Source organism: Pseudomonas paraglycinae, assembly GCF_021601625.1.
Taxonomy (GTDB): Bacteria; Pseudomonadota; Gammaproteobacteria; order Pseudomonadales; family Pseudomonadaceae; genus Aquipseudomonas; species Aquipseudomonas paraglycinae.
In genome coordinates this window covers 41,948-63,793 of sequence record NZ_BQHR01000016.1, presented here as the reverse complement: position 1 = coordinate 63,793, position 21,846 = coordinate 41,948, and the positions used below count along the sequence as shown (strand labels likewise).

Here is a 21,846-nt window from a genome sequence, read left to right as displayed (position 1 = left end):
GAACAGGCCCCGAACAATCGGGGCTTGTCCTCCATTCGGTTGCCCGTCCTGACGGCCAGCGAAGTCTGGATCCCTCAGTTCAAGGAGATTCATATGAAACGTTCTGTACTGTTAGGTCTGTTCGTTACTGCCTCGATGATGGCGTCTGCTTCGTTCGCCGCCGACAAGCCTGCCGATCTGTGCGATGCCAATCTGCAAACCATCAACAACGCCAAGGCGCAGGCAATGGCCTCACCCGACCTGAATCAACGGGTTGAAGCCAGTGTGCAGAAGGCCCAGGCACTCAAGGCCCAGGGCAAGATCGACGAATGCGTGGCTGAAACCCAGCAAACCATTCTGGAAATCCGCAAAACCAGCGGAACCAACAACTGATCGAAGCTCAGGCCAACCTTCGGGTTGGCCTTGTGAGCCGTTTGGCGTACACTGCGCAGGCTTGTTGCTCACAAGATATACAGAGCACCAGGCTCGGGGCCGTTTAGGATTCGACGCCGGTTGCGAAACTCTAGGTGCATGCCGACTTGGTAACAGAAGTCGTAAATCCACTGTTGCAACTTCTTATAGTTGCCAATGACGACCAATACGGTGCTGCTCTCGCTGCTTAATTGCAGCTGACATGCACTCCTGGTACCTTCGGGTCCAGCAATCATCAGGGGATGTCTGTAAACCCAAAATGATTGTCATATAGAACAGAATCGCCGTGCAGTACGTTGTGGACAAAGCGGCTAAAACTTACACAACTCGCCCAAAGCACCCTGCCCGTCGGGTCGCTGAGGGTTAACTTAATAGACACGGCTACGCATGTAGTACCGACAGCGGAGTACTGGCGGACGGGGGTTCAAATCCCCCCGGCTCCACCAACTCTCAACGACAAGGCCCGCCCAGTGCGGGCCTTGTTGCATCTGGAGATTCATCCCCGGAGACCTCATGCGCCAAGCACTGCTGATCATCGACGTCCAACCCAGCTTCTCCCCGCCGCAATGGCTGATCGACGGCATTCAATCACTGATCGGCAAACTGCCCAGCATCGCAACAGTCGAACGCCATGATGAAACCCGCACACCATTCCAGCGTCAGCTCGGCTGGCACCCGGCGGCGGACGATGACAGCCTGATCGCCGCAGACCGCACCTTCATCAAATACGGCTACGCGCCCTCCCCGGACACAATCGAATACCTGAAAAGCCTGAATCTGGATCGCGTGGTGGTCTGCGGCCTGCAAACCGAAACCTGCTGCCTCGCTGCCGGGTTTGCGCTGTTCGATGCCGGTTTGCAGCCGACGCTGCTCACGGATCTGACGGTGGGTTCTTCGTTGGATCGTTCGGGCGGGCTGGGGGTGCGGTTGTGGGAACATCACTTCAAGCACACGCTCACGTCGGGTGAACTTCGCTCCTGTCTGCAGGCGTCCTAGGAAATTTCCCGCAGCACGCGTCGACTTTCATGAGCTGGTTCAAGATGCTTCCAAACGCTAGTCTTCGCGCTCCGCTGCAACCCGGCAGATGGTTTACCAAAGGAATTCGCCGGGAGCCTGAAATCATGGAGCCTTGTCATGAAAAAAGACACCCGAGGCCAAATGAAAAAGGACCTCCCCACTCGCCTGCCGAGGCAGCGGGCGAGTGAACTCGGAGAGTTTTGCCGCATCGTTGGCAACCGGCTTAGCTTCGTAAGACCGGATGTCCGGACGCTTACGGCGTGTTTCAGCCGCAGCTCCGTTGAGATGGCGTTAAATCTAGGCGTGACAGGTACGGCTATCTGGCATAACCGGCGATTGGTGGCGAGTTTTGAAAAGGGGTCTCGTTCTATTAGAATTGCGCACCTCGCAAAGCCAGAACGACCAAATGGCATTTGATCCCCAAGGAAGGAATACTCTCTAATGACCGGTGAAGTGGAACAGCAGACCACCGCGCAAAACACACTACCCGAAACGCCAACGGAGATATCGAGACCTACCAGCTACCGGCAAGCGCTGTCTGGACTGCTTGCCGACATCAAATGGTGGCTTCCCTTGGCAGCGACATTAATTTCAACTTCACTTCTAACCAAATATTTGTGGCTTATCCATCACCCAGAATTGATTCTGAGCTCTTTGGGAAACCCATCGAACCTCGTAGCTTGGCTGTTTTTTACTTCACTCGTTCTAGCTTCACTTCTGGTTATCGTATCAGTGCCGTCGTTAGCCTTCATGATGTGTATTACACAATGTTCGCCCGGAAGGGAGTTAGAAAAAACGCTCGCCTTTCGATTCAGCCTTATTGTCGGCGGAGGATACGGACTACTCTCGCTTAATCTACTGGGTTCAACCTTTGGTATAGCCGTTGCTCCTGGCTACTTTTTCGTACTTGTCGCATTTGCTGCTGCTTGGGCAGCGTGGCATGTCCTCTGCAGCGAATCATCGCTCAAGGAAAAAGTACTGGAGCTCTCGCCCGGGCCTCGTAAACCTTGGCGTAGAAAAGGCTATCGCGCCGTTCGGCTTGGATGGCTAGGTCTATTGCTCGCTTTTACTTCAATGAGCGGAGTGTTTCCGGCTCAACTAGGTATTATGGCTTGGCGCGGCGGAGAGAACGGCTGGGAAGCACTTGGGGCTATCGGCGTCTGCTTGTTGATCATGTGTCTTTACCTAGCGCCTGTTATGTCTTTCTATTTATCGGAAGGCAACGTGCTGCAGCGTACCGGTCGAGCCGCTCTTGCCATGCTGGTATGCACTTTTGCCAATGCCGTTTTACTTCCTGCAATCTTGGATTTGTGGGTCTATTCCGCAGGCAATCTGATCAAGATCAGGGACAATACCGAGCTGAATTATGTCCTGGACGAAAAGGATTACCCAAAGGAGGTTTTTAATAAAAATCTCTGGCAGCTGGAGGCCTACGGAGGGCCCAATGGTTTGTACAGTGTGAGGGCGTTCCGTCAGTTTCGCTTTGGGGACATATTGTTGATCTGCCCTGGCCGACACAGAAATGTCGAACTGAAGAAGATAGGTAGCTACGCGCATCTATGCATTACGTTGTCTGACTCCAAGGTGAAAGTGGCGGCGCCTGTTGTAAGCAAGGACATCGCAGTGCTTCCCAAGCCGGACTGTGTTTTGGCGGCTCAAACGCCTACGCCCACTCCGCTATTGATTAAAAACACGGGGACATGCCTGTACCGAAGTCTTTATAAGTGAACGTACTCCGCCATGCGAATCAGGCGCAAGCCTGTACTCTGACGTTTGCTTTACTCAGGTATATACCTGAAAGGCACCGTTTCTGTGCGTGGCAATTAGGCGGATAGAGCAAACCGACGCAACTAGGGATTAGAAGCGTCCTCTTTCCGGGCGTACTACGCTGCGTGTCAGCCCAGCGTGCCAATACTGGCAGCATGCCTCCAGCCCGATCTGGTAAAGTCCACGGCAAGCCATAGGGACATAGCCAGCCATGGACAAGAAATCACTTTCCGAGCGCGACATCTGCAGCAAATACATCGCCCCCGCCATTCAGCAAGCTGGATGGGACATGCACAAGCAGGTGCGCGAGGAAGTCAGCTTTACCAAGGGCCGCATTATCGTCCGGGGCAAACTTCACAGCCGTGGCGAAGCACGCCGTGCAGACTTCATCCTCTATCACCAGGCCAACTTGCCTATCGCTGTGATCGAGGCTAAGGACAACAAACACTCCGTTGGCTCCGGCATGCAGCAAGCGCTCGCCTATGCAGAGGCGCTAGACGTACCGTTCGTGTTCTCCAGCAATGGCGACGGCTTCCTGTTTCACGACCGCAGTGGCACAGGCAGCCAGATAGAAAGCGAACTCACCCTTGATCAATTCCCCAGCCCTGCCGAACTCTGGCACCGCTACTGCCAGTGGAAGGGTCTGGATAATACCGCCCAGCGCAAGATCGAAGCCCCCTACTACGACGACGGCTCCGGGCGCATGCCTCGCTATTACCAGATGAATGCAATCAACCGCACAGTCGAGGCTGTGGCGCGCGGCCAAGACCGTATCTTGCTGGTGATGGCTACGGGCACCGGTAAGACCTACACAGCTTTCCAAATCATCTGGCGACTGTGGAAATCGAAACAGAAGAAACGCATCCTGTTTCTGGCCGACCGCAACATCCTGGTCGACCAGACCAAAAACAACGACTTTAAGCCCTTCGGCCAGGCGATGACCAAAATCGCCAAACGCCAGATTGATACCTCCTACGAGATCTACCTGTCGCTCTATCAGGCTGTCACCGGCACTGATGAAGAGATGAACATCTACAAGCAGTTCTCCCGCGACTTCTTCGACCTGATCGTGATCGACGAATGCCACCGTGGCAGCGCCTCAGAGGACTCCGCCTGGCGTGAAATCCTCGACTACTTCTCCGGTGCCACCCATGTCGGCCTCACTGCCACACCGAAGGAAACCAAAGAGGTATCAAGCATCACTTACTTCGGTGAGCCGATCTACAGCTACACCCTGAAGCAAGGCATCGAAGACGGCTTTCTCGCCCCCTACAAAGTGGTTCGCATTGATTTCGACAAAGACCTGCAAGGCTGGCGGCCACACAAAGGCATGCTCGATAAGAACGGCGAACTGATCGAAGACCGCATCTACAACCTAAAGGACATGGACCGTACGCTGGTTATCGAAGCGCGCACCCAACTGGTGGCGAAGAAGGTCACCGAACTGCTAACGGCCACCGATCCATTTCAGAAAACCATCGTCTTCTGCGACGACATCAACCACGCCGAGCGTATGCGCCAAGCCCTCGTCAATCTCAACCCCGAGCGAGTGGCTGAGAATCGCAAGTACGTCATGCGCATCACCGGCGATGACCAGGAAGGCAAGGCCGAGCTGGATAACTTCATCAACCCCGAAGAGCGTTACCCGGTGATTGCCACCACCAGCAAGCTGATGACCACCGGCGTCGATGCTCAGACCTGCAAGCTGATAGTGCTCGACCAGCACATCAAATCGATGACCGAATTCAAGCAAATCATCGGTCGCGGTACTCGTATCAACGAGGATTACGGCAAGTACTGGTTCACCATCATGGACTTCAAAAAGGCTACCGAGCTGTTTGCCGATCCTGCCTTCGACGGCGACCCGGTGGTGATTTACGCCCCAGATATCGACGACTCACCTGTACCGCCGGATGACCCACTTGCCGACGACGATGGCATCAGCGCAGGAAACGATAACGAGGGCAATGACCTGGATTTTACCGGCGAAGATGAGGGCAAAAAACGCATCAAGTACCTCATCGATAGCGTCCCGATTTACGTCGTCGCCGAGCGCGTGCAGTACTACGGTCCGGATGGTCGATTGATTACCGAGTCGCTGCACGATTACACCCGCGCCTGCGTGCAAAAACAGTTTGCTTCGCTGGATGACTTCCTGAGGCGTTGGAGTGATGCCGAGCAGAAAAAGGCCATCATCGAGGAGATGGCCATCCAGGGTGTGATGTGGGAAGCCTTGGCCGAAGAAGTGGAAAAGAAACAGGGCAAGCCGCTCGATCCGTTCGACCTGATCTGCCACGTCGCCTTCGATCAGCCCGCCCTATCACGGCGTGAGCGAGCCGAGCAGGTGAAAAAACGTAACTACTTTGCCAAGTATTCCGGAGCGGCCCGCCAAGTGTTGGAGGCGTTGCTGGATAAATACGCTGATACCGGTATCGAGCATATTGAGGACATCAAAATCCTGCAGCTTGAACCGTTTAGCCAGATTGGTGTGCCCATCGAATTGGTCAAGGCATTTGGCGGTAAAGCTGGTTACAGCAAGGCAATCCACGAACTGGAAGACGAGCTTTACGCAAGCTAAAGGCTAGACACCGACGACATGCCAAAGCACTCACTCCCACTATCCGGTAGAATTTCGCCCCCCTTGCGGTACGCGTTGAGAGAACACCATGTCCATTAGCTCCACCATCAAGTCGATTCAAGACATCATGCGCAAAGACGTCGGCGTAGACGGCGACGCCCAGCGCATTGGCCAGTTGGTCTGGCTGCTGTTCCTGAAGATCTTCGATGACCGCGAGCTGGAATGGGAACTGATGGACGACAACTACCGTTCGCCCATTCCCGACAGCTGCCGCTGGCGTACCTGGGCCGCCGACCCGGAAGGCATGACCGGCGATGCGCTGAAGGACTTTATCGACAATAACCTTTTTCCTCAGTTGCAGAACCTGCACGAGTACAGCAACACGCCCTCAGCCTTCGTGGTGCGCAGCGTGTTTGAAGACGCCTACAACTACATGAAGTCCGGGCAGTTGCTGCGCCAGGTGATCAACAAGATTCAGGAAGGCGTGGACTTCAACAAGGCCCAGGAACGTCACGAGTTCGGTAACCTCTACGAGCAACTACTGCGTGATCTACAGAACGCAGGTAACGCTGGTGAGTTCTACACACCCCGTCCGGTCACCGAGTTTATGGTGCGGATGGTCGATCCGAAGTTGGACGAAAAAGTTATGGACCCGGCCTGCGGCACCGGTGGTTTTCTCACCTGCGCCATCGAGCACAAGCGCAGCCGCTATGTAAATACCGCCGAGGACGAACGCATCCTGCAGGCCAGCATCTTCGGCGTGGAGAAAAAGCCGCTGCCGCACCTGCTGGCTACCACCAACATGATCCTGCACGGCATCGAGGTGCCCAGCCAGATCCGCCACGACAACACCCTAAGCAAACCGCTGATCAGCTGGGGCCCGAGTGAGCGCGTGCACTGCATCGTCGCCAACCCGCCGTTCGGCGGCATGGAAGAAGACGGCATCGAAACCAACTTCCCAGCCGCCTTCCGCACCCGCGAAACCGCCGACCTGTTTCTGGTGCTGATCATGCAACTGCTTAAAGACGGAGGCCGCGCCGCCGTGGTGCTGCCCGATGGCTTTCTGTTCGGCGAAGGCATCAAAAGCCGCATCAAGGAAAAGCTGCTGACCGAGTGCAACCTGCACACCATCGTTCGCCTGCCCAACGGCGTGTTCAGCCCCTACACCGGCATTAAGACCAACCTGTTGTTCTTCACTAAGGGCACGCCAACCAAACAGGTGTGGTTTTACGAACACCACTACCCGGCCGGCGTGAAGAACTACTCCAAGACTCGCCCCATGCGTATCGAAGAATTCGCCGTGGAAGAAGCCTGGTGGGGCAGCGAGGCCAATGGCTTTGCCGCTCGCGTGGAGAACGAATTCGCCTGGCAGGTCAGCGTCGAAGAGCTGCAAGCCCGCAACTGGAACCTGGACTGCAAGAACCCGCATATCGGCGAACAAATCAGCCACGACCCGGAGGAGTTGTTGCGTGATTACGCCAAGCTACAAGGCGAAATCAGCGACCTACGCGATCAGCTTAAGGCGGTGTTGGCCGAAGCCCTGGAGCGCCAGATATGACCGCGCTGCTCATCGACAACCTGCCGCTGCTGGCCGGTGCACCCAATGGCATCAAAAAGTTGCGCGAGCTAATTCTGGAACTGGCGGTGCGTGGCAAGTTGGTGCCGCAAGATCCTAGTGATGAGCCGGCCAGTGAGTTGCTCAAGCGCATTGCTGAGGAAAAGGCGCGGTTGGTAGCTGAGGGCAAGATCAAGAAGCAGAAGCCGCTGGCAGAGGTTGGCGAGGAAGCAGAAACGTTTGAATTGCCAGCAGGTTGGAAGTGGAGTTCATTAGCGCAAGTAGCATTTGTTAACCCTCGTAATGCTGCAGCAGACTCACTTGAAGTCTCGTTTGTGCCTATGACTTTTATTGGCACACGCTTCGATGATCAGCATGGGCAAGAACCTCGCCTCTGGGGTGAGGTGAAACAAGGTTTCACGCATTTTGCCGAAGGCGATATTGGTGTGGCGAAGATCACACCATGCTTTGAAAACAGCAAAGCATGCGTCTTTTCCAACCTAATGAATGGCTTGGGCGCGGGCACGACTGAGTTGCATATTGTTCGCCCTGCTAACGGAACCCTTGATCCTAGGTACGTACTGGCCTATCTGAAATCGCCACAGTTCTTGCTTGTTGGCGAAACCAAGATGACAGGGACAGCAGGTCAGAAACGATTGCCCAAAGACTTTGTTGAGGCAAATCCGTTTCCACTGCCCCCTCTCGCCGAACAACACCGCATCGTTGCCAAAGTCGATGAGCTGATGGCCCTGTGCGACCGGCTGGATGCCCAGCAGGCCGACGCCGGAAGCGCCCACGCCCAACTGGTAAAAGCGCTGCTCGACAGCCTGACCCAAGCCAGCGACGCTACCGACTTCGCCACCAACTGGCAACGCCTGGCCGAACACTTCCACACCCTGTTCACCACCGAACCCAGCATCGACGCTCTCAAACAAACGCTGTTGCAACTAGCCGTGATGGGCAAACTGGTGCCGCAAGTCTCTAGTGATGAACCGGCCGACGAGCTACTGGCGCATTTGGCTAAAGATCGAAGTGATTACGCAGCTGTACACAAGATTGCTGTGACGAAGCCAGAGCCAATATCCGAGTACGATCAGAGAGTCTCTCTACCCGCAGGATGGGCATGGACACGCCTCTGCTCTATGTTCAGGGTAATTACAGATGGCGACCATCAATCACCACCGAAATCCACTGACGGAATTGCATTTCTAACTATCGGAAACGTGACCAAAGGACATCTTGATTTCTCAAATTGCCGTTTCGTACCACAGGATTACTTCAATCAAATCGCGCTTTACCGTCGCCCAGAAATAGGCGACATCCTTTATACAGTTGTCGGGGCGACGTATGGCCGGCCCATAGCAGTTGATAGCCCACGGGATTTTTGCGTACAACGCCATATTGCGATCCTCAAAGGTAGCGAACTGCTTAACTCTGCATTTGCCTGTTATTTACTGTCCTCCCCGTGGGTATACGAGCAAGCAACTCAAAGCACGACCGGCACAGCACAACCTACAATCCCGTTGCGACCGTTACGCAACTTTCTCGTCATGCTGCCACCGCTTGCAGAACAACACCGCATCGTCGCCAAAGTTGATCAGCTCATGGCACTCTGCAATCAACTCAAAACCCGCCTAACCCAGGCTCGCCAGTTGAACGAACAGTTGGCCTGCACCCTAGTCGAACGAGCCCTTTCCGAAGACGGCCAACGGACTACCATTCCCACAGACCGTCAAGTAGCCCGTACCTTACTCGCAGCAGAAATTACTCATCGACTGCATAGTCAACGTACCTTCGGCCAACGCAAGCTGCAGAAAGTGATTTACCTAGCCGAGCACGTGGCCAGAATCGCAGCCATCCAAGGTGATTACCTGCGCGACGCCGCCGGCCCCCACGATCGCCAGTTGATGAATAAGGTTGAAGGAGAGCTGCAAAACAATCAGTGGTACGAACGCATCGAGCGCGAGACTGTTGGCCATGCTTACCGCCCGCTTTCGCAAGCAGGGCAGCATCGGCAGGCGTATAGCAGCGCCTGGTCGGCCGCTGAGCGCATCACGATTGAGCAGGTCATTGAGCTAATGCGGGACTGGGATACGGACCGTTGCGAAATGACTGTGACGCTCTATGCCGCCTGGAACGACTTCATCCTAGAGGGCCGACCGGTTACCGATAAAGACATCGTGAACGAAGTCATGCATAGCTGGAACGACACGAAACTGCGCTTTGGCAAAACCGAATGGTTGGCGATACTCGCAGAGATGAAAAAGCACAAAATCCTGATGCCCACCGGCTTTGGTAAGCGCACTAAGGGTGGCATGCTCAGCTTGCCCGGTTTCGAGTAAACAGATGATCCTTTTGAGCACCCTCTGCAAGATACGGGTACGAAGCATATTGCTCGATCCAACCTCTCGCGGCATTCCAATTGGTATTCCAAAGAAATTTACAAACTAACGTTAATTAATTAAATCAAATACCTAATAACCCAATTCAGATTACCCCGGCCCACCAACTCTCAACGACAAGGCCCGCCCAGTGCGGGCCTTGTCGCATCTGGAGATTCATCCCGGGAGACCTCATGCGCTAGGCACTGCTGATCATCGACGTCCAACCCTGCTTCTCCCCGCCCCAATGGCTGATCGACAGCATTCAATCACTGATCGGCAAACTGCCAAGCGTCGCCACGGTCGAGCGCCATGATGAAATCCGCACCCCCTTCCAGCGTCAGCTCGGCTGGCACCCGCCAGCGGATTACGACAGCCTGATCGCCGCAGACCGCATCTTCATCAAGTACGGCAACGCACCCTCCCCGGACACCCTCGACTACCTGAAAAGCCTGAATCTGGATCGCGTGCTGGTTTGCGGCTTGCAAACCGAAACCTGCTGCCTGGCTGCCGGGGTTGCGTTGTTCGATGCCGGTTTGCAGCCGACGTTGCTCACGGATCTGACGGTGGGTTCGTCGCTGGATCGCTCGGGCGGGCTGGGTGTGCGGTTGTGGGAACATCACTTCAAGCACACGCTGACGTCGAGTGAACTTCGCTCCTGTCTGCAGGCGTCCTAGGAAATTTCCCGCAACCCGCGTCGACTTCCATGAACTGGTTCAAGATGCTTCCAAACGCTAGTCTTCGCGCTCCGCTGCAACCCGGCAAATGGTTTACCAAAGGAATTCGCCGGGAGCCTGAAACCATGGAGCCTCGTCATGAAAAAAGACACCCGAAGCCTGCCTGATCAAACACCGCCTCACGAAACCGAATCGAAAGAACCGGCTGTGCTTGCCCAGCCTCAGGAATACGTGAGAAAGCCGCGTCGCACCCTGCCTTTCAACGAGATTTTCTCCGTGCGCACCGACGTGGACACGGCCACTCTGCTGACCCATGCCTGCGAAACCCTTGCGGCGCTGAACATGGTGACGGCCAACATCGCCGATGATTTCACGGGCTCTCAGCGCAGCCGGTTGCTGGCGATCCGGCAGTTGTCGATCATGACTGAAATGCTGGTCAATCGCGCCGTGGAGAACCTGGATCCGGTGAATCTGGTGCCCCGTACGACGGCGCCTGTCGTGCACTGAAAAACGACCGCTCGTCGATGACGCAAGTCGTTCATCGACATGAACTTTTCTTCACCCCAGCGGCGGTGATGGCCGTGTACATTGGCCTCGCTCATTCAAGAAACTACGGTTCGCCCGCGCTCCTGCGGGCTTTTTTTTGCCTGCGGTTTGCCTGGCAGGCGATAGACGCAGGTGTCTTGCTCGCCGTGCCGTTCCGATTGCCGGGCCCCGGGGTGGATCCTGACCAACACGAACCCGACAGCCTCGGCCAGACGCCGGCTTCTCGCATTGGCTGAGGAAGCGGTCAGGTAAAAGGTGAACTCAGGAAGGTTGTTGAGCAGATGTGTGAGGGCGGCGCGCATGTAGCCCTTGCCCGATTGCTCGGTGTTGGCCCAATAACCCACGACGTAGCGGTTGCGCGAGCGGGGCTTGAGTCCGATGCAACCGATCAGCGCTTGCCCGTCCTCGGTCACGATCAGCCATCGTCGCTCGCCGGTTTCACTGTTGAACTCTTTTTGGGCCTTCAGCAGAAACTCGAGCGCCTGCTCCGCGTTGGTGTACTCACGCGGCCAGGGCAGAAATTCCGAATGATCGAGGTAGCTGGCGTTCAGCGCCTGCTGAAACAACGAGTAAAACGCCGGATCCGCGGGTATCAGTCGCAGCGAGTGCTCCCCCGTCTTGAATGCCCATTCCATCATGTCCTCCTTGAACGACGAATCTCATAACCGGATGTGAAGTGAATCAGGGAAATTTATAGTGCTCTGCGTTCGGCGATCCAGTTGTGTTTTCCATCCGTCCGGACAATTCTGTCAATCATCCCCTGCTTCCGGAGCACCCGATGCCGCTGCTGACCCTACCCTGTCAACGCCTGACGCTCGCGGTACTCGACCCGGATCAAGCGCCGCTGGAAAGCGCGTTCTACCAGCGCAATCAACGCCACCTCGCTCCATGGTCGCCGATTCGTATCACCGATTACTTTTCTACTGAACAGATCCGCCGACGCCTGGAGATACAAGCCAGCGCCTTCGAAGCCGGGCTCGCGGTGCATATGGCGTTGCTGACCCCGGATGGTGAGCAGATGATCGGCGCCTGCAATTTCAGCGGGATCATTCGCGGTGCGTTTCAGGCGTGCTATCTGGGTTATCACATCGACGAGGCGCATCAGGGTAAGGGTTTGATGCAGGAAGCGCTGGAGGCGGCCATCGCCTATATGTTCGAGACCCAGAACCTGCACCGGATCATGGCCAACTACATTCCCGGCAATGAGCGCAGCGCCCGGTTGCTGGAGCGCCTCGGGTTCGAGCGTGAAGGCTATGCCAAGGCGTACCTGAACATTGCCGGGCGCTGGCAGGATCATGTGCTGACGGCGCGGGTCAATCCGCGTTTCGAAACGTCGGAGCAACGCTGGTCGCGACCGCTGTCGTGACGTTCACAAATTATTAAGGAATGGCCGCGTAAGCTCGGGTTTCCGCTCACTTCCGGTTGCCTGAACCATGTCGCGTGCCGCCTCTTCCCTGCTTCTGCTTGCCGCCCTGCTGTTCTTTTTCGCCCTTGGCAACCATCAACTGCAAGGCTCCACCGAGGCTCGGGTCGCGGGCATTGCGATGGAGATGCACCTGGACAACGACTGGGTGACACCGCGTCTGTTCGGCGAGCCCTTTCTGGAAAAACCGCCCCTGAGCCTGTGGCTGGACGCCGGCGCCCTGCGGGTTTTCGGTGTCTCGCCCTGGGCGGTGCGACTGGCGTCGGCGGTGGCCGGGTTGCTCAGCGTGATGCTGCTGTACGCCATGTTGCGCCGCTTCGAACGCCCGAAGGCCATCGCCTGGACGGCGGGGATTCTGCTGGCGACCATGGCCAGTTACTGGAGCAACGTGCGCGGCGTCGGCGAGGATGCTCTGCTTGCCCTTGGCGTGACCATAGCGTTGCTGGCCTTTTTTCAGGCGCAGCGAGCATCGAACCCGGGCAATTCGTTGCTGTTTGTAGTCGGGATTGCGATCGCTACGTTGAGCAAAGGCGTGCTCGGGCTGGCGATGCCGGGCGTGGTGATTTTCGCTTTTCTGCTGGCCGACAACCTGATGGACAAGCGCTTCAAGCTGACGGACTGGCTGCGTCCGGGTTTGCTGACACTGGTCGGCCTGATCCCGCTGATGATCTGGCTTGCCGTGCTCTATCAGCGCGGCGGCGTCCAGGCGGTCAGCGAAGTGTTGCTGACCAACAGCGTAGGACGTTTCAGCGGATCGTTCGTCGAAGCCGGGCACTATGAGCCGTTTTACTACTACCTCGCCAAGCTGCCGCAGGCGTTCCTGCCCTGGAACATTCTGGTGTATCTGGGGTTGTGGCACTTCCGTAAACAATTGAAGGCCAACCGTTACCTGCTGTTTTTCAGCCTGTGGATAATCGCGCAGTTCATCCTACTGACCCTGGCTTCGAGCAAACGCACGGTTTACCTGATGTCGATGACACCCGCAGCGGCAGTGATCGCAGCGGAATATGCGGGCGTGCTGTTCGACAGGTTGAAGGATCACAGGAATGGTTTTGTCGGACGAATCGCCCGTCATCGTCAGACAGTGGCGGTTGGCATATTGGCGCTGGTCATCGCCAGCTACCTTGGCGCCGCACAATGGGCACTGCCCAACGCCGATAAACACCTGTCGTTCCTGCCGCTGACCGAACACATTCAGGCCCTGCAGGCGAGCGGCAATCAGGTCGCGTTGTTTCAAGCCAACGAACGGGTCGGCGGCGCCAGCGTGTTCTACACCCAAAGTGTCCTGAAGGGTCTGGACACCGATGCACAGCTACGGGAATTTCTCAGCGCATCGCCCTCGCACATCGCCGTGATGTCGGGAGACAGCGAACCCGCCGCACCGCTGAAAGTCCACAAGACCATGATGGTCGGGCGCCAGGCGTATTACTTCGTCGGCTATTGATGCCACGACAGCACAAACGAAAAACCCGCCGGTGATGGGGGTTTCCCATTTCAGCGGCGAGGCCTCAGAGAGAAACCTCAGGCTGCGCAGCGAACACCCGTCGCTCACGCTTGCTCAACACCGGCAATTCCAGACAAGCCCGACCGTAGAACGCCAGCGCCGTCAGCAAACATGCCAGCCACACGAAGATCCCGGCCCAGAACGTGTGAGACATGTAGTGCCAACCCTGTAGGACCCGCGTAGTGCCGTAGACAAAACCGAGCAGCAGCGAGCCCCACAGCAACGCGCTGGAAAAGCGCCACTGATAACGACGCGCCACGAAATACAGCGCCAGCATGGTGAAGCCACCGGAAGCATGACCGCCCGGCCAGCAACGCCCTTCACCCGCTTCGTGGAACAGCTGGAAATTGTTGTACCACTCGATGTGCGGCATCTTTCCGCCGTACAGCGTGGTCTCGATCGGGCAGTAGACGCTGGTGTGTGCCTTGAGGAAATGGATCACCCCGGTGCAGACCGCGAAAGCCACCACCACAAACAGAAAATCTCTACGGTGCTCGGCGGCAAAGCGCAGCACCGGGGCGACTTTGCAGCGCTCGAGAAAACCGCCCAGACGCGGATGCTTTTGCGGTTTCACCAGCGGCCAGACAAACGACAGCATGGCGCCGATCAAGGCAATTTCCGCCGTCCAGTTCGGAATGATCCGCGCCCACTTGTGGGTCAGTTTTTCGAAGAAGTGAATCTTGTCGAGCGGGAACGATTGGCTCAGCGGATCGAACAGCAGATTGCTGAACGCGATGTCGATACGGGTCATGTCGAACATCAGGAATACCACCGCGGCACACAGCAGCGGGATGCCGAAGTTGTAAGCATAAAAGCGGGATTTCATCGGGTGGTCACCGTGCGCCAGTCGGAGGCTTCAATGAAGCCGAGCATCTTTGGGGCCGCCGGGCTGGCGTCGGAAACAAACAGCGATGCGCCGTACCCGAGAGTCGAGGCCGGCACCTTGAGGTCTTTTTCCAGCTGCGCCATGCATTCGCTGTGGGTCACCAGAATCAGGTTGCGTCCCGGGACTTTATGCGCGAGCGCGTCCTGCAACATCCGGCCCTTGCAACTGATCAGCCAGTCTTCGCCGGTCGCCGCCTTGTTGAACATGTAGCCGGCGGTCTGCACCGTGCGCATCATCGGGCTGTTGTAGACGTCGGCCTTATCCAGGCCCAACTGCTCGAACTGCGCGCCGACGCTCACCGCGACACTGCGCGAGCGATCCGTAATGCCATCGTGGCCGCTCAGGCAAGCGGCTTTCGAGTGGTCGCAGCGCTCGACGTGGCGCACCAGCACGATGATTTCGCCCTTGTTCCAGCCCTCTTTCAACGCCTGCGCCCCGGCCACATTGCCGTGGGCAAGATCAGGCACCGCCGCCGGGGCGAGCAGCCACAGGGTCAGCGGAATCACCAGCGCCGACGCTGCCAAGACCACCCAGGTGTTTCGAAAACAGGCCAGACCGCTCAGATCAATCGAGCGCTTGACGCCGAACAGACTCAGTCGCAATTCCACAAAAAGCCGCCATCACTTGTCATTCGATGCGGCGAGGTTAGAGAGCACGGCGTGGGCAGGCAGTGAAACCCATGTGAAAAAAGTCTTGGGGGCGCTTGTTACAAATTCCGTAGGACAAAAACCTTTCAGCTCTCGGATTTGCGGCCGATACAGTCCTGCTTACACCCTTGCTGGCGCAAAAAAACAACAATCTTCCAGCCTGACCGACGATCAAGACGCACAACGTTTTTCTGGAGGATTTTTGATGAATAGCTGGTTCGGCAACATCAGCGTGAACCTGAAACTGGGGCTCGGATTCGGCCTCGTCCTGGCCCTGACCTGCATCCTGGCGCTCACCGGCTGGACCAGCCTGGGCGGCCTGATTGACCGCAGCAACTGGATGAGCGACATCACCCAGCTCAACGCTGGCCTGACCAAACTGCGCGTGGTGCGCCTGCAATACATGCTGACCAACGGCGACGAAACCGCCGCGCAGAACGTGCAGACCACCCTCGACGGGTTCGCCGCCCAACAGCAGAAGCTGATCAGCAGCTTCAAGAGCCCCGAGAACGTCAAGCTGCTCAAGGAGCAGGCGGCGACCATCGCCGAATACCAGACGTCGCTGAACAAGATGCGTAATGCCTATCGCACTGGCAACACCGCGCGCGACTCGATGGCCTCCAGTGCCGCGACGGCCTACGGCCTGATCGAAGCGCTGAGCAACCGCGTCCAGCAAATGCCGCTGAGCGATGAGCGTTTCGAGCAGTTCCAGGCCGTCACAGCCGCCAAGGAAGCGTTCATCCTGGCGCGCTACGAAGTGCGCGGCTACACCGCCACCGCCAACGCCGAGACCGAGCAGAAAGCCGTCGGCCAGCTGGACGCCGCCATCGCCAGCCTCAAGCAACTGAACGTGCATTTCGCCAGTTCGCAGCAGGACGCCCTGCGTCAGCTGGAAACCGCACTGACCAACTACCGCAGCGCGTTGCAGGCCTTCAAGAACGCCAACACCGATGCGGTGCAGGCGCGTAAGGAAATGACCGATCAGGGCGCGACCATCGTGACCCTGAGCGAGCAGCTGTATCAGATCCAGCTCGACCGTCGTGACGTGGAAAGCGCCCAGGCTCGTACGCTGCAATTGATCAGCACCCTGTTGGCCTTGCTGGTGGGTGTCATCGCCGCGTTCATCATCACCCGTCAGATCACCCGTCCGCTGCAGGAAACCATGGCCGTGGTCGACCGCATCGCCAGCGGCGACCTGAGCCACAACGTGATCGTCACCCGCCGCGACGAACTTGGCGTGCTGCAACAAGGCATCGCGCGCATGGGCGTGACCCTGCGCGACCTGATCAGCGGCATCCGCGACGGCGTGACCCAGATCGCCAGCGCCGCCGAAGAACTGTCGGCCGTGACCGAACAGACCAGCGCTGGCGTGAACAGCCAGAAGGTCGAGACCGATCAGGTCGCCACCGCCATGCACGAGATGACCGCCACCGTGCAGGAAGTCGCGCGCAACGCCGAAGAAGCCTCGCAAGCCGCAGCCGCCGCTGACGGCGAAGCTCGCGAAGGCGACAAAGTGGTGAACGAAGCCATCGCCCAGATCGAGCGTCTGGCCAGCGAAGTGGTGCGTTCCACCGAAGCCATGAGCGTGCTGCAACAGGAAAGCGACAAGATCGGCAGCGTCATGGACGTGATCAAGGCCGTCGCCGAACAGACCAACCTGCTGGCCCTCAACGCCGCCATCGAAGCCGCCCGTGCCGGTGAAGCCGGTCGCGGTTTTGCCGTGGTCGCCGACGAAGTCCGTGGCCTGGCCCAGCGCACCCAGAAATCCACCGAGGAAATCGAAGGCCTGGTGGCCGGTCTGCAAAACGGCACTCAGCAAGTCTCGGCCGTGATGAACAACAGCCGCGCCCTGACTGACAGCAGCGTCGCCCTGACCCGCAAGGCCGGCGACTCCCTGGAAAACATCACCCGCACGGTGTCGAACATCCAGTCGATGAACCAGCAGATCGCCGCAGCCGCCGAACAGCAAAGCGCCGTGGCCGAAGAAATCAGCCGCAGCATCATCAACGTCCGCGACGTGTCGGAACAGACCGCTGCGGCGAGTGATGAGACCGCCAAGTCCAGCGTTGAACTGGCGCGGTTGGGTGGGCAGTTGCAGCAGATGGTGAGTCATTTCCGCGTGTAAACCCTGCACACGAAAGCCGATGTACAAAGAAGGGCAGCTGAAAAGCTGCCCTTCTTTTTTGTCCTGAAATTGCGGTTTTTTTTAACCGGTGTTTATCAACCGCTGAGGTTTTCTGAACGTGATGGCAGATCAAGTTCGACGCCACCCATGGCGCCGAATCGATTGCGTATCCGAGTACCTAATCCGCCGGCTCGATCAACGGTAGCCAACGCGTTCTCCAGAATCTGCCGCGCTTCGTCTTCCATGGAATGACAGTTTTGGGCGGCAGCGATACGCAATTGCTCTGTCACCTGCTCATCGAGTCGAATAGTGATGCTGGTCATAAGGCTTCCCCTGCAATCTTTGAAATGAGTGATCGCAGACTAACAAACCAGTTCGAAGATCTCTGCATGGTCCCAAGGCCAGCCATTTACTTTATTCGCGGATTCAAATTACCTTTCAGAGCGCTCATCCGCCCACGGCGGCCTCGATCAAGAGGATTCAGTCATGCAATCGCTCGGCTTCACCTCCGTTCCGCCGCTGCTCAAGTACCTGCGCCATGCCGAACATCTGGGCCTGGCCATCGAGCCTGCGTTGGCGGCGGCCGGGTTGCAGGCGCAGCAGTTGAGCGACAACAGCCTGCGCTTGCCGGGGGAAACCCATGAGCGGTTGCTCGATTACTTTTGCGAACACTCGGGCGATCCGCTGTTCGGCCTCAACGCGGCGAATTTCGTCCTGCCCAACTCGTGGAGCGTGCTGGGTTACATCACCATGAATTGCGCGACATTGGGCGATGCCATGAGCCGCATCATGCCGTTCGAAAAACTGGTGGGCGACATGGGCGTCAGCCGCGCCGAGGTACACGACAGCCACGTACACCTGATCTGGAGCTGTCGCTTTGAGCGCCCGCGGATTCGCCGGCATCTGGTGGAAAACGTACTCGGCTCCTGGCTGCAATACGCACGCTGGATCGCCGATACCCGACTGTCGCCGGCCGCCGTGTGGCTGGAACACTCACTCCCGGCGGGCACGACGCTGGCGCAGTACGAACAGTTTTTTGAATGCCCGGTGCTGTTCGATCAGGCGTATTCAGCGCTGATCGTGCCGTTGCCATATTTGCAGTTGCCGTTGCGCCAGGCCGATGCGCAATTGCTGCGCACGCTGGAAGAACACGCGCAGAGTTTGATGGCGACGCTGGAGGATGCGTCGCTGGAGCAGCGGGTCAAAAGCATCCTGCGCCAGTTGCTCAAGGAAGGCCTGCCGCGCAAGGAACAAGTGGCCGAACATCTCGCCGTGTCGGTGCGCACGCTACAACGCCAGTTGCATCAGGCCGGCACGTCGTATCAGCAGATCCTCGATGAACTGCGCCAGGAACTGGCCGAGCATTACCTGCTCAACAGCACTTTGCCGATTCAGGACATCGCCCAGTATCTGGGCTTCAGCGAATCACGCTCCTTTCACCGCGCCTTTAAGAGCCGACGCGGGATGCCGCCCGGTGAGTTTCGGCAGATTCACCGGGTGTCGAACGACGGCTAGAGGCTGATCGCGTTGGTGAACACCAGACGATTGCCGAACGGATCGGCGATGGTCATGTCCTGGCTGCCCCATGGCATGGCCTGAATGCCCGGGTGCGAGAACTTGTAGTTCTTGGCGACCAACTGCTGTTGGAACGCCTCCAGCTCATCGGTCTCGATCCGCAGGGCCGAACCCGGTGTTGCATCGCCGTGATGTTCGGACAAATGCAGCACGCACTCGCCGCGCGAGACTTGCAGGTACAACGGGAAACCGGGTTCGAAACGATGCTGCCAATCGATCTTGAAGCCGAGGAAGTCGACGTAGAATTCCACGGCCTTGGCTTCATCGAAAATCCGCAGGATCGGGGTGGTTTTGCCGAAGCTCATGGGTTGCTCCCTGACTGATTGGCCCCAGAGTGTAGCCGGGGTGGATGTCAGCAATTCGGCTTGGTGATGGCTTTCTTTAATTGCAATGTGCCATCACCGTGACGCAGTCAGCAAAATTCAACGAAAGCCGTCGCGCAGATCGCCCTGGCGCGCCAGGAAACGCCCTGGTCTTTGGCCATTGGCCTGACCGTCGCGGTAACTCAACACGCCATTGATCCACACGCCATCAATGCCTTGGGCGGCACGTTGCGGGTCGTTGAAGTCCGCCACGTCACGCACGGTCTCCGGATCGAACAACACCAGATCCGCCCAGTGCCCTTCACGAATCTCGCCCCTTTCCTTCAAGCCGAAACGCGCCGCCGACAGACCGGTCATCTTGTGCACGGCGGTGTGCAGCGGAAACAGGCCGACATCACGACTGAAATGTCCGAGCACCCGTGGGAAAGCACCCCACAAACGCGGGTGCGGGAACGGGTCTTCCGGCAGACCATCGGAGCCGACCATCGACAGCGGATGGGCGAGGATCCGGCGCACATCGTTCTCGTCCATCCCGTAATACACCGCGCCCGCCGGTTGCAGGCGTTTGGCGGCGTCGAGCAATGACAGGTTCCATTCGGCGGCGATGTCCATCAGGTCGCGACCGCCCATTTCCGGATGCGGCGTCGACCAGGTGATGGTGATGCGGTGGGCGTCGGTGACCTGCTTCAGATCCAGGGTCGAAGAACTCGCCGCATACGGGTAGCAATCGCAGCCGACCGGGTGGGTTTTCGCCGCCTCTTCCAGCGAGGCGAGCACCTGCGGACTGCGGCCCCAGTTACCGGCACCGGCGCATTTGAGGTGGGAAATGATTACCGGCGATTGAGCATGGCGGCCGATGCGGAAGGCCTCGTCCATTGCTTCCAGCACCGGTTCGAATTCACTGCGCAGGTGGGTGGTGTACACGGCGCCGAATGCTTTCAGTTCTTCAGTCAGTTGCATGACTTCATCGGTGGATGCCGAAAACGCACTCGCATACGCCAGCCCTGTGGATAAACCGAGGGCGCCCGCCTCCAGGCTTTCACGCAACTGCTCGCGCATCGCGCTGATTTCAGCGTCGGTCGCGGTGCGGAACAGATCATCAAGATGATTGCTGCGCAGCGCCGTATGCCCGACCAGCGCCGCCACGTTCAACGTGGTGTTGGCCGCTTCCACCGCTGCGCGGTAGTCGCTGAAACGCGGATAGACGAACGCCGCCGCCGAGCCGAGCAGGTTCATCGGATCCGGCGGATCGCCGCGCAAACTGACCGGCGCCGCACTGATCCCGCAGTTACCGACAATCACTGTGGTCACGCCCTGGCTGAGCTTGGGCAGCATCTGCGGCTGGCGGATCACCACGGTGTCGTCGTGGGTGTGCACGTCGATGAAACCTGGCGCCAGCACACGGCCAGCGGCGTCGATTTCATCGGTGGCGCGGGCATCGCCCAAGTCGCCAATGCGCGCGATGCGGCCAGCGAGGATCGCCACGTCGGCGGCGTAACCGGGGCTGTTGCTGCCGTCGATGACCAGGGCGTTGCGAATCAGGGTGTCGTACAGCATGTCAGTCTCCCAGCGGCAGGTGATCGTCGCCGCCACGGTATTCGTCGAGGGCGAGTTTGATCCGCCGCAGACGTTCTTGATTGTCTTCAGGATTGGCCAGCGCCAGCTCGGTGGCCAGCACGTCGATGGCGAGCAGCATGCCGTAGCGCGCCGCCGTCGGTTTGTAGATGAACGAGGTCTCGGCGCCTTGCAGCGGCAGGACGATATCGGCCAGTTCCGCCAGCGGCGAGTCGGCGCGGGTGATGGCGAGAATCCGGGCGCCGTAGTTGCGCGCGAGCGCTACGGTCTCCAGCAACTCCGGGGTGATGCCGGTCAGCGAACAGACGATCACCACCTGCTCGGCGCTGAGGCTGGCGGCGGTGACGCGCATCATCACCGCGTCGTGGCACACCGCAATCGGGTAGCCGAGGCGCACCAGCCGCACTTGCAACTCATCGCTGCACAGGGTCGAGCAACCGCCGATGCCGAAGGCGTGAATCATCCGCGCCTGGCCCAGCAGTTTCACCGCATCGGCGAAGCGCGATTCATCGAACGCCGCCAGATGCTGGCGCAGGGTGGTTTCGATATCGCCGACGATCTGCCCGTAAAACGCCGACTGCTCGGGCGTGCCCGCCGGGTCGAGGAAACGGCTGCCAACACCACTGGCCTGGGCCAGTTGCAGGCGCAGGTCGCGCAAGTCGCGGCAACCGACCGTGCGGGCAAAGCGCGACAGCGTGGCGGTGCTGACTTCGGCCCGCTGCGCCAGCTCTTCGAGGCTGGCGGAGGCGGCAAATCCTACGTCGTCGAGCATCAGACGGGCGATGCGTCCTTCACCGGCGCTGAAGGAATCCTGACGGGCGCGGATCTGATAAAGGATGTCCATGGCGGAAAGCTC

General features: G+C 58.2%; 19 protein-coding genes, 1 other RNA gene and 1 pseudogene. 14 read left to right on the top strand and 7 right to left on the bottom strand.

Annotation, left to right across the window (positions count from 1 at the left end; genetic code table 11):
• Window positions 1–93 precede the first annotated feature (93 nt).
• The 9 genes from L6D82_RS22085 to L6D82_RS22045 all read left to right on the top strand — a co-directional run bounded on the left by L6D82_RS22085 (window position 94) and on the right by L6D82_RS22045 (window position 10,893).
• A complete protein-coding gene (locus tag L6D82_RS22085) occupies window positions 94–372 on the top strand; it encodes a hypothetical protein (protein ID WP_007953788.1) in 279 nt (92 codons plus the stop codon).
• Between the two features lie 95 nt (window positions 373–467).
• Window positions 468–857: a transfer-messenger RNA gene (gene ssrA / locus L6D82_RS22080) on the top strand.
• A 67-nt stretch (window positions 858–924) separates the two neighbouring features.
• On the top strand, window positions 925–1,407 hold the full coding sequence (locus L6D82_RS22075; protein ID WP_236191639.1) for a cysteine hydrolase family protein: 483 nt from the start codon (window positions 925–927) through the stop codon (window positions 1,405–1,407).
• 462 nt (window positions 1,408–1,869) lie between these two features.
• On the top strand, window positions 1,870–3,156 hold the full coding sequence (locus L6D82_RS22070) for a hypothetical protein (RefSeq protein WP_139832907.1): 1,287 nt from the start codon (window positions 1,870–1,872) through the stop codon (window positions 3,154–3,156).
• A gap of 250 nt (window positions 3,157–3,406) precedes the next feature.
• Window positions 3,407–5,773 carry an EcoAI/FtnUII family type I restriction enzme subunit R gene (gene hsdR / locus L6D82_RS22065; protein WP_085746867.1) on the top strand — a complete coding sequence of 789 codons (2,367 nt, stop codon included), beginning with the start codon at window positions 3,407–3,409 and terminating at the stop codon, window positions 5,771–5,773.
• A gap of 88 nt (window positions 5,774–5,861) precedes the next feature.
• A complete protein-coding gene (locus L6D82_RS22060; protein WP_085746866.1) occupies window positions 5,862–7,331 on the top strand; it encodes a type I restriction-modification system subunit M in 1,470 nt (489 codons plus the stop codon).
• Window positions 7,328–9,670 (top strand): restriction endonuclease subunit S, encoded by a 2,343-nt coding sequence (locus L6D82_RS22055; RefSeq protein ID WP_236191638.1) that lies wholly within the window; start codon window positions 7,328–7,330, stop codon window positions 9,668–9,670. The genes L6D82_RS22060 and L6D82_RS22055 overlap by 4 nt, the downstream gene beginning before the upstream one ends.
• A gap of 245 nt (window positions 9,671–9,915) precedes the next feature.
• Window positions 9,916–10,386 (top strand): cysteine hydrolase family protein, encoded by a 471-nt coding sequence (locus L6D82_RS22050; protein WP_236191682.1) that lies wholly within the window; start codon window positions 9,916–9,918, stop codon window positions 10,384–10,386.
• Between the two features lie 138 nt (window positions 10,387–10,524).
• Window positions 10,525–10,893, top strand: a complete 369-nt coding sequence (locus L6D82_RS22045; protein WP_085746864.1) for a DUF6124 family protein — start codon at window positions 10,525–10,527, stop codon at window positions 10,891–10,893.
• Window positions 10,894–10,988: 95 nt separating this feature from the next.
• Here L6D82_RS22045 and L6D82_RS22040 read toward each other — a convergent pair whose 3' ends face one another.
• On the bottom strand, window positions 10,989–11,567 hold the full coding sequence (locus L6D82_RS22040; RefSeq protein ID WP_085746863.1) for a GNAT family N-acetyltransferase: 579 nt from the start codon (window positions 11,565–11,567) through the stop codon (window positions 10,989–10,991).
• 143 nt (window positions 11,568–11,710) lie between these two features.
• Here L6D82_RS22040 and rimJ point away from each other — a divergent pair, with 143 nt between their 5' ends.
• A complete protein-coding gene (gene rimJ, locus L6D82_RS22035; RefSeq protein WP_085746862.1) occupies window positions 11,711–12,298 on the top strand; it encodes a ribosomal protein S5-alanine N-acetyltransferase in 588 nt (195 codons plus the stop codon).
• 67 nt (window positions 12,299–12,365) lie between these two features.
• A complete protein-coding gene (locus tag L6D82_RS22030) occupies window positions 12,366–13,799 on the top strand; it encodes an ArnT family glycosyltransferase (protein ID WP_236191636.1) in 1,434 nt (477 codons plus the stop codon).
• A 64-nt stretch (window positions 13,800–13,863) separates the two neighbouring features.
• Here L6D82_RS22030 and L6D82_RS22025 read toward each other — a convergent pair whose 3' ends face one another.
• Entirely contained in the window at window positions 13,864–14,685 is an 822-nt protein-coding gene (locus tag L6D82_RS22025) for a phosphatase PAP2 family protein (RefSeq protein WP_236191634.1), read from the bottom strand.
• On the bottom strand, window positions 14,682–15,353 hold the full coding sequence (gene pmrG / locus L6D82_RS22020; protein ID WP_236191632.1) for a lipopolysaccharide core heptose(II)-phosphate phosphatase PmrG: 672 nt from the start codon (window positions 15,351–15,353) through the stop codon (window positions 14,682–14,684). Before pmrG ends, L6D82_RS22025 begins: the two co-directional genes overlap by 4 nt.
• Window positions 15,354–15,597: 244 nt before the next feature.
• Here pmrG and L6D82_RS28720 point away from each other — a divergent pair.
• Together L6D82_RS28720 and L6D82_RS28715 are read left to right on the top strand one after the other, a co-directional pair.
• Window positions 15,598–16,611 (top strand): annotated as a pseudogene (locus L6D82_RS28720) (methyl-accepting chemotaxis protein); the annotation flags it as partial.
• A 42-nt stretch (window positions 16,612–16,653) separates the two neighbouring features.
• Window positions 16,654–17,517: a methyl-accepting chemotaxis protein gene (locus tag L6D82_RS28715; protein ID WP_371321019.1), complete on the top strand. Its 864-nt coding sequence runs from the start codon at window positions 16,654–16,656 to the stop codon at window positions 17,515–17,517.
• Window positions 17,518–17,612: 95 nt separating this feature from the next.
• On the opposite strand, the gene L6D82_RS22010 is transcribed toward L6D82_RS28715, so the two are convergent.
• A complete protein-coding gene (locus L6D82_RS22010; RefSeq protein ID WP_236191629.1) occupies window positions 17,613–17,840 on the bottom strand; it encodes a FitA-like ribbon-helix-helix domain-containing protein in 228 nt (75 codons plus the stop codon).
• 163 nt (window positions 17,841–18,003) lie between these two features.
• Here L6D82_RS22010 and gliR point away from each other — a divergent pair, with 163 nt between their 5' ends.
• The gene (gliR, locus tag L6D82_RS22005) at window positions 18,004–19,032 is read left to right on the top strand and encodes an AraC family transcriptional regulator GliR (protein ID WP_236191627.1); all 1,029 of its coding nucleotides are present in this window, start codon (window positions 18,004–18,006) and stop codon (window positions 19,030–19,032) included.
• On the opposite strand, the gene L6D82_RS22000 is transcribed toward gliR, so the two are convergent.
• From L6D82_RS22000 to L6D82_RS21990, 3 genes are all read right to left on the bottom strand, one after another.
• The gene (locus L6D82_RS22000) at window positions 19,029–19,397 is read right to left on the bottom strand and encodes a glyoxalase superfamily protein (RefSeq protein ID WP_007953815.1); all 369 of its coding nucleotides are present in this window, start codon (window positions 19,395–19,397) and stop codon (window positions 19,029–19,031) included. The two genes, gliR and L6D82_RS22000, sit on opposite strands and share 4 nt — an antisense overlap.
• 117 nt (window positions 19,398–19,514) lie before the next feature.
• Window positions 19,515–20,972: an N-acyl-D-amino-acid deacylase family protein gene (locus L6D82_RS21995; RefSeq protein WP_236191625.1), complete on the bottom strand. Its 1,458-nt coding sequence runs from the start codon at window positions 20,970–20,972 to the stop codon at window positions 19,515–19,517.
• Window position 20,973: 1 nt separating this feature from the next.
• The gene (locus tag L6D82_RS21990) at window positions 20,974–21,834 is read right to left on the bottom strand and encodes a MurR/RpiR family transcriptional regulator (protein WP_007953817.1); all 861 of its coding nucleotides are present in this window, start codon (window positions 21,832–21,834) and stop codon (window positions 20,974–20,976) included.
• Window positions 21,835–21,846: the final 12 nt, after the last annotated feature.

Bases quoted from the DNA above. Each gene is read 5' to 3' on its own strand.
- L6D82_RS22085 (WP_007953788.1), top strand. From the start codon at position 94: ATGAAACGTTCTGTACTGTTAGGTCTGTTCGTTACTGCCTCGATGATG.
- L6D82_RS22075 (WP_236191639.1), top strand. From the start codon at position 925: ATGCGCCAAGCACTGCTGATCATCGACGTCCAACCCAGCTTCTCCCCG.
- L6D82_RS22070 (WP_139832907.1), top strand. From the start codon at position 1,870: ATGACCGGTGAAGTGGAACAGCAGACCACCGCGCAAAACACACTACCC.
- hsdR (WP_085746867.1), top strand. From the start codon at position 3,407: ATGGACAAGAAATCACTTTCCGAGCGCGACATCTGCAGCAAATACATC.
- L6D82_RS22060 (WP_085746866.1), top strand. From the start codon at position 5,862: ATGTCCATTAGCTCCACCATCAAGTCGATTCAAGACATCATGCGCAAA.
- L6D82_RS22055 (WP_236191638.1), top strand. From the start codon at position 7,328: ATGACCGCGCTGCTCATCGACAACCTGCCGCTGCTGGCCGGTGCACCC.
- L6D82_RS22045 (WP_085746864.1), top strand. From the start codon at position 10,525: ATGAAAAAAGACACCCGAAGCCTGCCTGATCAAACACCGCCTCACGAA.
- L6D82_RS22040 (WP_085746863.1), bottom strand. From the start codon at position 11,567: ATGGAATGGGCATTCAAGACGGGGGAGCACTCGCTGCGACTGATACCC.
- rimJ (WP_085746862.1), top strand. From the start codon at position 11,711: ATGCCGCTGCTGACCCTACCCTGTCAACGCCTGACGCTCGCGGTACTC.
- L6D82_RS22030 (WP_236191636.1), top strand. From the start codon at position 12,366: ATGTCGCGTGCCGCCTCTTCCCTGCTTCTGCTTGCCGCCCTGCTGTTC.
- L6D82_RS22025 (WP_236191634.1), bottom strand. From the start codon at position 14,685: ATGAAATCCCGCTTTTATGCTTACAACTTCGGCATCCCGCTGCTGTGT.
- L6D82_RS28715 (WP_371321019.1), top strand. From the start codon at position 16,654: ATGGGCGTGACCCTGCGCGACCTGATCAGCGGCATCCGCGACGGCGTG.
- L6D82_RS22010 (WP_236191629.1), bottom strand. From the start codon at position 17,840: ATGACCAGCATCACTATTCGACTCGATGAGCAGGTGACAGAGCAATTG.
- gliR (WP_236191627.1), top strand. From the start codon at position 18,004: ATGCAATCGCTCGGCTTCACCTCCGTTCCGCCGCTGCTCAAGTACCTG.
- L6D82_RS22000 (WP_007953815.1), bottom strand. From the start codon at position 19,397: ATGAGCTTCGGCAAAACCACCCCGATCCTGCGGATTTTCGATGAAGCC.
- L6D82_RS21995 (WP_236191625.1), bottom strand. From the start codon at position 20,972: ATGCTGTACGACACCCTGATTCGCAACGCCCTGGTCATCGACGGCAGC.
- L6D82_RS21990 (WP_007953817.1), bottom strand. From the start codon at position 21,834: ATGGACATCCTTTATCAGATCCGCGCCCGTCAGGATTCCTTCAGCGCC.